Annotated in this window: 6 protein-coding genes and 1 pseudogene; 4 read left to right on the forward strand and 3 right to left on the reverse strand. The window is 70.3% G+C overall.

All coding sequences use genetic code 11. The features are described 5' to 3' along the window. Positions 1 to 40 precede the first annotated feature (40 nt). From VV867_RS16320 to phhA, 3 genes are all read right to left on the reverse strand, one after another. Positions 41 to 1,237 carry an amino acid aminotransferase gene (locus VV867_RS16320; RefSeq protein ID WP_328566994.1) on the reverse strand — a complete coding sequence of 399 codons (1,197 nt, stop codon included), beginning with the start codon at positions 1,235 to 1,237 and terminating at the stop codon, positions 41 to 43. Further along, the gene (locus VV867_RS16325) at positions 1,234 to 1,590 is read right to left on the reverse strand and encodes a 4a-hydroxytetrahydrobiopterin dehydratase (protein WP_089393569.1); all 357 of its coding nucleotides are present in this window, start codon (positions 1,588 to 1,590) and stop codon (positions 1,234 to 1,236) included. Before VV867_RS16325 ends, VV867_RS16320 begins: the two co-directional genes overlap by 4 nt. A gap of 137 nt (positions 1,591 to 1,727) precedes the next feature. Next, a complete protein-coding gene (gene phhA, locus VV867_RS16330) occupies positions 1,728 to 2,516 on the reverse strand; it encodes a phenylalanine 4-monooxygenase (protein ID WP_328566995.1) in 789 nt (262 codons plus the stop codon). 261 nt (positions 2,517 to 2,777) lie between these two features. Between phhA and VV867_RS16335 the strand changes: the two genes are divergently transcribed. The 4 genes and pseudogenes from VV867_RS16335 to VV867_RS16350 all read left to right on the forward strand — a co-directional run. Further along, positions 2,778 to 4,340, forward strand: a complete 1,563-nt coding sequence (locus VV867_RS16335) for a sigma-54-dependent transcriptional regulator (protein ID WP_328566996.1) — start codon at positions 2,778 to 2,780, stop codon at positions 4,338 to 4,340. A 419-nt stretch (positions 4,341 to 4,759) separates the two neighbouring features. After that, positions 4,760 to 9,091, forward strand: a complete 4,332-nt coding sequence (locus VV867_RS16340) for a DEAD/DEAH box helicase (protein ID WP_328566997.1) — start codon at positions 4,760 to 4,762, stop codon at positions 9,089 to 9,091. Between the two features lie 198 nt (positions 9,092 to 9,289). Further along, complete coding sequence (locus VV867_RS16345) at positions 9,290 to 10,756, forward strand: DUF6531 domain-containing protein (RefSeq protein WP_328566998.1); 1,467 nt, start codon at positions 9,290 to 9,292, stop codon at positions 10,754 to 10,756. Positions 10,757 to 10,770: 14 nt separating this feature from the next. Beyond that, a pseudogene (locus VV867_RS16350) lies at positions 10,771 to 11,327 on the forward strand (RHS repeat protein); the annotation flags it as partial.

Genomic DNA, 11,327 nt, shown 5'->3' on the forward strand with positions numbered 1-11,327 from the left:
GACCGGCCAGCGGCCGGTCGAGCGAGGGTGGAAAAAACTTTCAGGCGCAGACCGCGGCGATGGCCCGGGCCAGGTCGTCCAGGCGGTTGGCATCCAGCCCGGCGACGTTGGCGCGGCCGCTGCCGACCAGGTACACGCTGTGTTCCTCGCGCAGGCGGCGTACCTGCTCCGGGCTTAGCCCGGTGTAGGAGAACATGCCGCGCTGGATGGCGATGTGCGCGAAGCGCTCGGCCAGGCCGTGGGGCTGCAGGGCCTCGACCAGGCCCAGGCGCAGCGCCGCGATGCGGGTGCGCATGGCGGTCACTTCCTCCAGCCAGACCTGCTTCAGCTCGGGATCGCCGAGGATGGTCGCCACCACCTCGGCGCCGTGGGCCGGCGGCGTGGACCAGAGGTTGCGCGCCAGGCTGGCCAGCTGGCTGCGCACGTTGCCCAGCTGTTCGGCGTTGGCGGCGCAGACGAGCAGGGCGCCGACGCGGTCGCGGTAGAGGCCGAAGTTCTTCGAGCAGGAGCTGGTCACCAGCAGCTCCGGCAGGCTCTCGGCGAACAGCCGCACGGCGCGGGCGTCCTCCTCCAGGCCGTCGCCGAAGCCCTGGTAGGCGAAGTCGATCAGCGGCAGCAGCTCGCGGCGGCGCACCACTTCCAGCACCTTCTGCCAGTCGTTGTAGGCCAGGTCGAAGCCGCTGGGGTTGTGGCAGCAGGCGTGCAGCAGCACCACGTCGCCGTGGGGCACCTTTTCCAGGGTGGCGAGCATGCCTTCCACGTCCAGGTGGTTGTCGGCGCTGACGTAGGGGTAGTGGTGCACCTTCAGACCGGCGGCGGCGAACAGCGTCTCGTGGATCGGCCAGGTCGGGTCGCTGACCCAGATGCCGCGGCCGGGCAGGCTACGGGCGATGAAGTCCGCGGCCAGGCGCAGGGCGCCGGTGCCGCCGGGCGTCTGGCTGGCGTCGGCGCGCTGGCTGGCCAGCAGGCGCGAGTCGGCGCCCAGCACCAGCTCGCACAGGCGCGCGGCGAACAGCGCGTCGCCGTGGCCGCCGACGTAGCTCTTGGTGGTCTCGCGCTCCACCAGCAGCTGTTCGGCGAGCTTCACCGCGCGGGGGATCGGCGTCAGGCCCTGGGCGTCCTTGTAGACGCCCACGCCCAGGTCCAGCTTGGCCGGGTTGGGGTCGGCGCGGTAGGCATCGAGCAGGCCGAGGATGGGGTCCCCGGGCACCCGGGGCACCTGGGCGAAATGGCTCATTTGCGGCCCTCGGCGACCTTGGCCAGCGCGTCGGTGCGCGCGGCCATGATGAAGTCGTTGCGGTGCAGGCCCTTGAGCTCGTGGCTCCACCAGGTGACGGTGACCTTGCCCCACTGGGTCAGCAGGTCCGGGTGGTGGCCTTCTTCCTCGGCGATGGCGCCGACGGCATTGGTGAAGGCCAGGGCGTGGCGGAAGTTCTTGAACAGGTACACGCGCTCCAGCTCCATGTGGCCGTCGCGCACCTCGATGTTCCAGTCCGGGATCTGCTTGATCAGTTCCGCCAGTTCCTCGTCGGAAACGTGGGGAGCGTCGGCGCGGCAGGCTTCGCAATGGGCTTGGTTGAGGGCGGTCATGGGGTTCTCCTTGTAAGGTTCGCAGGCAAGGCGTTGAGCTTAGGATTGTAGGAGCGAGGGGGACGCCTGGTTCTTGCTCGCGAAGGGTTCGCGAGCAAACTCGCTCCTACATTAGGTCAGGTAGCAGCGTTCGGGGTTCAGGCCGCCTGCTTCGGCGGGAACTTCGGTGCGTGCAGGCCCAGCTGCATGGCCTGGCGGACCAGCGCCATGATGTCCTGGTGGGCCAGTTCGAACAGGCGCTTGAGTTCCGGTAGCACGAAGTACAGTGGCTGCAGGATGTCGATGCGGTAGGGCGTGCGCATGGCTTCCACGGGGTCGAATGCCTGGTGCTCGGGCTCGCCGGAGAGGCTGTAGACCGTCTCCTTCGGCGAGGAGAGGATGCCGCCGCCGTAGATGCGCCGGCCCTGCGGGGTGTCGAGCAGGCCGAACTCGATGGTCATCCAGTACAGCCGCGCCAGGTACACGCGTTCTTCCTTGCTGGCGGCCAGGCCGAGCTTGCCGTAGGTGTGGGTGAACTCGGCGAACCAGGGGTTGGTCAGCAGCGGGCAGTGGCCGAAGATCTCGTGGAAGATGTCCGGCTCCTGCAGGTAGTCCAGCTCCTCCGGGGTGCGGATGAAGGTGGCCACCGGGAACTGCTGGCTGGCCAGCAGCTCGAAGAAGGTCTGGAAGGGGATCAGCGCCGGCACGCGGGCGACGCGCCAGCCGGTGGCGCCTTGCAGTACGCGGTTGATCTCGCCCAGCTGCGGGATGCGGTCGTGGGGCAGGGCGAGTTGCTCGATGCCGTCCAGGTATTCCTGGCAGGCGCGGCCTTCGATCACCTTCAACTGGCGGGTGATCAGGGTGTTCCACACCTGGTGCTCGGCTTCGGGGTAGTGGATGAAACCGTCTTCGTCAGGTTGGCGGGCCACGTACTGCGTTGTCTTCATGGGTCCTCCGGCTTCGAGGCCTTTGTTGTTTTGATGCCTCAATCAATAGCCGCGTTGCCGTGCCCATGCAGCCCCTGCCTGCCGTGGGCGAGGGCTGCAAATCCCCTTCGCCTGTAAAGAAAAGGTTACGAATCGCGGCGAATCGCCAGGCATCGACTTGCTGATGACGCCGGCTGTCACATATTCTTGACGGAAATTTCCGCCCCGCCGGCGAAATCCGGCCGGGCGTCGCCCCGCACAACGACAATCACCGGGCTCGCCATGCGTATCAAAGTCCACTGCCAGAACCGCGTCGGCATCCTGCGCGACATCCTCAACCTGCTGGTCGACTACGGCATCAACGTCAACCGCGGCGAGGTCGGCGGCGAGCAGGGCAACGCCATCTACCTGCTCTGCCCGAACCTGATCAACCTGCAGTTCCAGTCGCTCAAGCCCAAGATGGAGGTCATCCCCGGGGTGTTCGGCGTCAAGCGCGTCGGCCTGATGCCCAGCGAGCGCCGCCACCTGGAGCTGAACGCACTGCTGGCGGCGCTGGACTTCCCGGTGCTGTCCATCGACATGGCCGGGCAGATAGTCGCCGGCAACCGCGCCGCCGCGCAGTTGCTCGGGGTGCGCGTCGACGAGGTGCCGGGCATCCCCCTGGCGCGCTACGCCGAGGACCTCGACCTGCCGGAGCTGGTGCGGGCGAACAAGGCGCGGATCAACGGCCTGCGGGTGAAGATCAAGGGCGACGTGTTCCTCGCCGACATCGCTCCGCTGCAGACCGAGCACGACGAAAGCGAGGCCCTGGCCGGCGCCGTGCTCACCCTGCACCGCGCCGACCGCGTCGGCGAGCGCATCTACAACGTGCGCAAGCACGAGCTGCGCGGCTTCGACAGCATCTTCCAGAGTTCGCGGGTGATGGCCGCGGTGGTGCGCGAGGCGCGGCGCATGGCGCCGCTGGACGCGCCGCTGCTGATCGAGGGCGAGACCGGCACCGGCAAGGAACTGCTGGCCCGCGCCTGCCACCTGGCCAGCCCGCGCGGCCAGGCGCCGTTCATGGCGCTGAACTGCGCCGGGCTGCCCGAATCCATGGCCGAGACCGAGCTGTTCGGCTACGGCCCCGGCGCCTTCGAGGGCGCGCGCCCGGAAGGCAAGCTCGGCCTGCTCGAACTCACCGCCGGCGGCACCCTGTTCCTCGATGGCGTCGGCGAGATGAGCCCGCGCCTGCAGGCCAAGCTGCTGCGCTTCCTGCAGGATGGCTGCTTCCGCCGGGTGGGCAGCGACGAGGAGGTGTACCTGGACGTGCGGGTGATCTGCGCCACCCAGGTGGACCTGTCCGAGCTGTGCGCCAAGGGCGAGTTCCGCCAGGATCTCTACCACCGCCTCAACGTGCTTTCGCTGCACATCCCGCCGCTGCGCGAATGCCTCGATGGCCTGGCGCCGCTGGTGGAGCACTTCCTCGACCAGGCCAGCCGGCAGATCGGCTGCCCGCTGCCGCAGCTGGCGGCCCAGGCCATGGACCGCCTGGGCCGCTACCACTGGCCGGGCAACGTGCGCCAGTTGGAGAACGTGCTGTTCCAGGCCGTCTCGCTGTGCGAGGGCGGCACCATCAAGGCCGAGCACATCCGCCTGCCGGACTACGGCGCGCCGCACCCCTTGGGCGACTTCTCCCTGGAAGGCGGCCTGGACGCCATCGTCGGCCGCTTCGAGCGCGCGGTGCTGGAGCGCCTGTATCGCGAACACCCCAGCAGCCGCCTGCTGGGCAAGCGCCTGGGCGTCTCGCACACCACCATCGCCAACAAGCTGCGTCAGCACGGCCTGGGGCAGGGTGGGGAGTCGTAGGGGCCAGCTTGGAGCCCGGAGCCGCCTGCGGCCAAGGCCAAACGGCGGATAACGCGGAGCGTTATTCGCCCTACGCCAGACTCGACCGTGACGTAGGGCGTATAACCGTTCGCGGTTATACGCCGCCACACCCAGGCGGCAACTGTGCTCCGGATTGACTCCGCCCCTCTCCCCAGCCCTCTCCCGCAAGCGGGAGAGGGAGCCGTCCGGCAGGGGCGGGAGGTTCGGCGTCAACCTGTAGGAGCGTTGTTCGCCCCACGCCAGGCTTGACCGTGACGTAGGGCGTATAACCGTTCGCGGTTATACGCTGCCACACCCAGGCGGCAATCCGCGCCAGGGTTGAACCTGGCCACCGCCTAGCCCCTAGCCGCGATCGGCGGCCCTTGAGGGCTTCGTGCGCTGCCACCATATTGGTGCCCATGAACCGACTCGCCAGCAGCGCGCCCCCCAGCGACGTCCTCCAGGGTTTCCACCCCGCCGTCGCCGACTGGTTCGCCCGCCATTTCGCCGCGCCCACCCCGGCCCAGGTGCAGGCCTGGCCGTCGATCCGCGCCGGGCGCTCGACCCTGGTCGCCGCACCCACCGGCTCTGGCAAGACCCTCACCGCCTTCCTCTCGGCCATCGACCAGTTGGTGCGCGAGGGCCTGGCCAACGGCGGCGAGCTGCCGGACCGCACCTGCGTGGTCTACGTCTCGCCGCTCAAGGCGCTGTCCAACGACATCCGCATCAACCTGGAGGAGCCCCTGGCCGGCATCCGCGCCGAGCTGGAGCGCCTGGGCCTGCCGGCCGTGGACATCCGCAGCGCGGTACGCACCGGCGACACCAGCCAGGGCGAACGCGAGGCCATGCGCCGGCGGCCGCCGCACATCCTGGTGACCACCCCCGAATCCCTCTACGTGCTGCTCGGTTCCGACTCCGGGCGACAGATGCTGGCCGGCGCGCGCAGCGTCATCGTCGACGAGATCCACGCCCTGGCCGGCAGCAAGCGCGGCAGCCACCTGGCGCTGTCCCTGGAACGCCTGCAGGCGCTATGCGCCGAACCGCTGGTGCGCATCGGCCTGTCGGCCACGCAGAAGCCCATCGAGGCGGTGGCGGAGTTCCTCTGCGGCCACGCGGACTGCCGCATCGTCGACATCGGCTACAGCCGCGCCCGCGACCTGGGCATCGAGGTGCCGCCGGCGCCGCTGGAGGCGGTGATGTCCCACGAGGTCTGGGACAGCGTCTACGACCGCCTCGCCGCGCTGGCCGAGGAACACCGCACCACCCTGGTCTTCGTGAATACCCGGCGCCTGGCCGAGCGCATCACCCGCCACCTGGGCGAGCGCCTGGGGATCGACAAGGTCGCCGCGCACCACGGCAGCCTGTCCAAGGAACAGCGCCTGGGCGCCGAACAGCGGCTCAAGGCCGGGCGTCTGACGGTGCTGGTGGCCACCGCCTCGCTGGAACTGGGCATCGACATCGGCGACGTCGAACTGGTCTGCCAGGTCGCCTCGCCGCGTTCCATCGCCTCCTTCCTGCAGCGTGTCGGGCGTTCCGGGCACAGCGTCGGCGGCACGCCCAAGGGCCGGTTGTTCCCGACCTCCCGCGACGAACTGATCGAATGCGTGGCGCTGCTCGACAGCGTGCGCCGCGACGAGCTGGATGCCCTGGCGATCCCCCGCGCGCCGCTGGACGTGCTGGCCCAGCAGATAGTCGCGGAAGTGGCCTGCCGCGAATGGCGCGAGGACGAACTCTACCAACTGCTGACCCATGCCCAGCCCTACGCCGGCCTGCCGCGCGAGCGCTTCGACGCCGTGCTGCGCATGCTCGCCGAGGGCTACACCAGCCGCAACGGCCAGCGCGGCGCCTACCTGCACCGCGACGGCGTCCACGGCCTGCTGCGCGGCCGGCGCGGCGCGCGGCTGACCGCAGTGACCTCCGGCGGCACCATCCCGGACGCCGGCGACTACCAGGTGCTGCTGGAGCCCCGGGGCCTGGCCGTGGGCACGGTGAACGAGGACTTCGCCGTGGAGAGCCTGGCCGGCGACGTGTTCCAGCTGGGCAACGTGTCCTACCGCATCCTCCGCGTGGAACCGGGCAAGGTGCGCGTCGAGGACGCCCAGGGCCTGCCGCCGAACATCCCGTTCTGGCTGGGCGAGGCGCCGGGGCGCAGCGACGAGCTGTCGGTCAGCGTGTCGCGCCTGCGCGAGCGCCTGGATGACCTGCTGGCCGAAGGGCAGGGCAGTGCCGAACCCCTGGCCCCGGCGCTGCGCTGGCTGGAGGACGACCTCGGCCTGCAGGAAGCCGCGGCGCGCCAGCTGGTGGAATACCTGGCCCGTGCCCGCGCCGCCCTCGGCGTGCTGCCGAGCCAGTCGGCGCTGGTGCTGGAGCGCTTCTTCGACGAATCCGGCGGCATGCAACTGGTGCTGCACTCGCCCTACGGCAGCCGCATCAACCGCGCCTGGGGCCTGGCCCTGCGCAAGCGTTTCTGCCGTACCTTCAACTTCGAGCTGCAGGCGGCGGCCACCGAGGATGCCATCATCCTCTCGCTGTCCACCAGCCACAGCTTCCCGCTGGACGAGGTGTGGCGCTACCTGAACGCGAAGAACGCCGAGCACGTGCTCGTCCAGGCCCTGCTCGACGCCCCGCTGTTCGGCGTGCGCTGGCGCTGGAACGCCACCACCTCGCTGGCCCTGCCGCGCTTCCGCGGTGGCCGCAAGGTGGCGCCGCAACTGCAACGCATGCGCAGCGAGGATCTGCTGGCCTCGGTATTCCCCGATCAGGTGGCATGCCTGGAGAACATCGTCGGCGAGCGGCAGATTCCCGATCACCCGCTGGTGGCCCAGACCCTCGACGACTGCCTGCACGAAGCCATGGACTGCGAGGGCTGGCTGGCCCTGCTGCGGCGCATGGAGGCCGGCGAGGTGGCGCTGCATGCCCGCGACCTGCCGGCCCCTTCGCCGCTGGCGGCGGAAGTGCTCAGCGCCAGCCCCTACGCCTACCTCGACGACGCCCCGCTGGAAGAGCGCCGCACCCAGGCCGTGCTGAGCCGGCGCTGGAGCGACCCGGAATCGGCCGACGACCTGGGCGCACTGGACCCCGAGGCCATTGCCGCGGTGCGCGCCGAAGCCTGGCCGCAGGCCCGCGACCCCGACGAGATGCACGAGGCGCTGACCGGCCTGGGCTGCATCCTCGCCGAGGAAGCCCGCACCAACCTGGGCTGGGAGCTGCTGCTGGGGCGCCTGGCCAAGGCCGGGCGGGCAACGCGCCTGCGCAGTGGCGAGGCTGACCTCTGGGTGGCCGCCGAACGCCTCAGCCAGTTGCTGGCGGTCTATCCACAGGCGCGCTTGTCGCCGGCGCTGCAACTGCCGGCGGCGCTGCAGGAAGGCTGGTCCGCCGAGGACGCGCGCCTGGAATTGCTGCGCGCGCGCCTGACCGGCTTCGGCCCGCGCAGCCAGGCGCAACTGGCCACCGAGCTCGACCTGCCGGCTGCCGACGTCGCCTTCGCCCTGGCCGGCCTGGAGCGGGAGGGCTATGTGCTGCGCGGCCGCTTCAGCCCCGACGCCGACGGCGAGCAATGGTGCGAGCGCCACCTGCTGGCGCGCATCCACCGCTACACGGTGCGCCGCCTGCGCCGCGAGATCGAGCCGGTGGAGCGCGCCGACTTCATGCGCTTCCTGTTCGACTGGCAGCGCGTGTCCCGGGCCACGCGGGTGCGCGGCGCCGAGGCCCTGGCCGGCGTGCTGAGCCAGCTGGAAGGCTTCCAGGCCGCCGCCGGGGCCTGGGAAAGCGACCTGCTGCCGGCGCGGGTGGCCGACTACGGCATCAACTGGCTGGACGACCTGTGTCGCGCCGGCCGCCTGGTCTGGGCGCGCCTGCCGAGCCGGAGCACGGCGCGCGGGCGCAGCGGCGCCGGGCCGCTGCGCAGCACCCCCATCGTCCTGCTGCCGCGCCGCCAGCTGCCGCTGTGGGGCGCGCTGTGCGCCGACGCGCCGGAGCCCGAGCTGTCCTCCAGGGCGCAGAAGGTGCTGCAGGCCTTGCAGGAGCAAGGCGCGCTCTTTTTCGACGAACTTTCCAGCGAGGCGCACCTCCTGCGCAGCGAACTGGAAATGGCCCTCGGCGAACTGGTGGCGGTGGGCCGGGTGAACGCCGACAGCTTCGCCGGCCTGCGCGCGCTGCTGCTGCCGGCGGCCAAGCGCAGCCGCCAGGAGCGCCGGGCCCGCACGCCGCTGTTCGGCATGGCCGACGCCGGCCGCTGGGCGCTGCTGCGCCGCCCGCGCAACGAACTGCTGGAGGGCCAGCCGCCACGCCTGCAGGCCGAAGTGCTGGAGCACGTCGCCATGACCCTGCTGCGCCGCTACGGCGTGGTCTGCTGGCGCGTGCTGGAGCGCGAGGCCGACTGGCTGCCGCCCTGGCGCGACCTGCTGCGCGTCTACCACCGCCTGGAAGCCCGCGGGGAAATCCGCGGCGGGCGCTTCGTCGCCGGCCTCACCGGCGAACAGTTCGCCCTGCCCGAGGCCGTGGGCCTGCTGCGCGAAGTGCGCCGGCGCGAGAAGGACGGCGAATACCTGGTGCTCTCGGCGGTGGACCCGCTCAACCTCGCCGGCACCCTGCTGCCGGGCAGCAAGGTCCCGGCGGTGGCCGGCAACCGCGTGCTCTACCGCGACGGCGCCGTCCTGGGCGCGCTCATCGCCGGCAAGCCGGTGCTCTGGGCGGAACTGCCGGCGGAGGAAATGGCGAAGGCGCGGGCGTTGCTGATCCGACGCCTTTAGGCGCATTCGTCAGCGAGGGAGTTCTGCCGGTAGGCGGAATCCTCGATTGGCGTGGGATGCTTTGCTGATGCCCGGAGTGGCTAGGCGTTAACGTTTTTCGCCTGCCGCCATCGCTTGACTGGAGCCTCCACTGTTCATGGAGGACCCAGCATGCACCCTCGTCCATATCTGCATTGCCTGCTCCCAGGAGTGGGAGCCTTGTTGATCAGCCAGGCCTGCCTGGCGGAATACCAGTGGCGCGACGCGACCCGTACCCCCTGGCCCTCGGCCGAAGCCGCCTGCGCGCAGGGCGAGAGCCTTCGCAAGCTGCTCCAGAAGCGCGAGCAGAACCCCGGCCAGCAGTGGCGCATCAACAACTACTCGCTCACCGACCTCGACGGCACGGAGTCCCTTTGCCGCTTCGTGGTCGAGCGCCGGCTGTTCGGCCTCTGGCTACCCGACACCTACCACCTTTCCTCCGTCTACCGTTCCGGCGAGGCGGACCTTTGCCCCAGCGGCGTGCTGGATGGCAGCGGCCAGTGTTGCGCGCAATGCCAGAGCAACGAATGCAACGACAGCAACCCCATCCTCGGCGCCACCGGGCAGAAGGTGCAGGTCGAGGTCGATCTGAGCGTGCCCGGCTCCAGGCTGGGCTTCAGCCGCAACTACTGGAGCAGCCGCAACCAGGCCGGCGACCTCGGAGTCGGCTGGAGCCATGGCTGGAACCAGCGCATCGCCAAGCTCACGGCCGACACGCTGAAGGCCTATCGCGACGACGGCCGGGCAGTCGCCTTCAGCCGCGTGGCGGGCAAGTGGACGGCCAGTGCCGACGAGCGCCTCACGCTGGCCGAACTGCCCGAACAGGGCGGCTGGAGCCTCACCGGCGCCGACGCCAGCGTCGAAACCTACGATGCGCTCGGGCAATTGCGGCGCCTCGACCCGGTGATCGGCAGCAGCCTGCAGTTTGCCCGGGATACCGGCGGCCGCCTGGTGCGGATCAGCGATGCCGGCGGGCGCCAGATCGCCCTCGGCTACGACGGCGAACGGCTGGCGAGCCTGCAGTTCGGCGACTGGAGCGTCAGCTACCGCTACGACGACCGCGGCCGCCTCGCCAGCGTCATGCGGGGTGACGAAGAGCAGCGCTACCACTACGAAGTCGCCGAGCGCCCGCAGCTGCTCACGGGGATCACCGATGCCCGCGGCCTGCGCTTCGCCACCTGGACCTACGACGCCCAGGGGCGCGCCACCTCCAGTAGCCATGCCGGCGAGGCCGGCAGCGTGCAGTTCGCCTACCTCGATGCCAACCGCGTGCGGATCACCAACCCGCTGGGCAAGTCGACGCTCTACCACTACCAGACCTTCGACCAGCGCCGTCTGGTCACCCGCCGCGACGGCGAAGCCAGCGCCCACTGCCCGGCCGCCAGCCAGCAGGTCAGCTACCTGGCCAATGGGCTGCCGGCCAGCCGAACCGACTGGAACGGCAACCTGACCACCTACCAGTACGACGCACGCGGCCTGGAAACCTCCCGTACCGAAGCTGCCGGCACCGAGCAGGCTCGCACCATCAGCACCACCTGGCATCCCACCCTGGCCCTGCCGCTGAGCATCACCGAGGCCGGGCGGGTCACCCGTTACCAGTATGACCAGCGTGGTCGCGTCATCGCGCAAACCACCGAAGCGCTTTGAGCAAGGAGGCAGTCATGAAGACGAAACTATTCGGCGCCCTGTCCCTGGCGATGCTGCTGGCCCAACCCGGCCAGGCCGCCGAGCGCAGCTGGACCTACACCTACAACGCCCTGGGCCTGGTCGAGAGTGCCGACGGCCCGCGCACCGACGTACAGGACGTCACCCGCTACAGCTACGACGCCAAGGGCAACCTCACCACGGTGACCAACGCCCTGGGCCACGTCACCCGCCTGGGCGGGCACGACGAGCGCGGCAACCCTGGCACCCTCACCGACGCCAACGGCGTGGTCAGCATCCTGACCTACAGCGGCATCGACGCGCGCCTGGCCTCCATCGGCAGCGCCGGCAGCACCACCCGCTTCGACTACGACGCGGTCGGGCAGATCACCCGCCTGACCCGCGGCGACGGCAGCTGGCTGGCCTACACCTACGACGATGCACGGCGCCTGGTGGCCATCGCCAACAACCTCGGCGAACGCCTGGAATACGACGTGGACGCCCAGGGCAACCGCACGGCGCAGCGGCTGAAGGACGCCAGCGGCAGCCTGGTGCGCCAGCAGCAGTGGGTGTA

The sequence above is a fragment of the Pseudomonas sp. JH-2 genome (assembly GCF_036231725.1).
Classification (GTDB): Bacteria; Pseudomonadota; Gammaproteobacteria; order Pseudomonadales; family Pseudomonadaceae; genus Pseudomonas; species Pseudomonas delhiensis.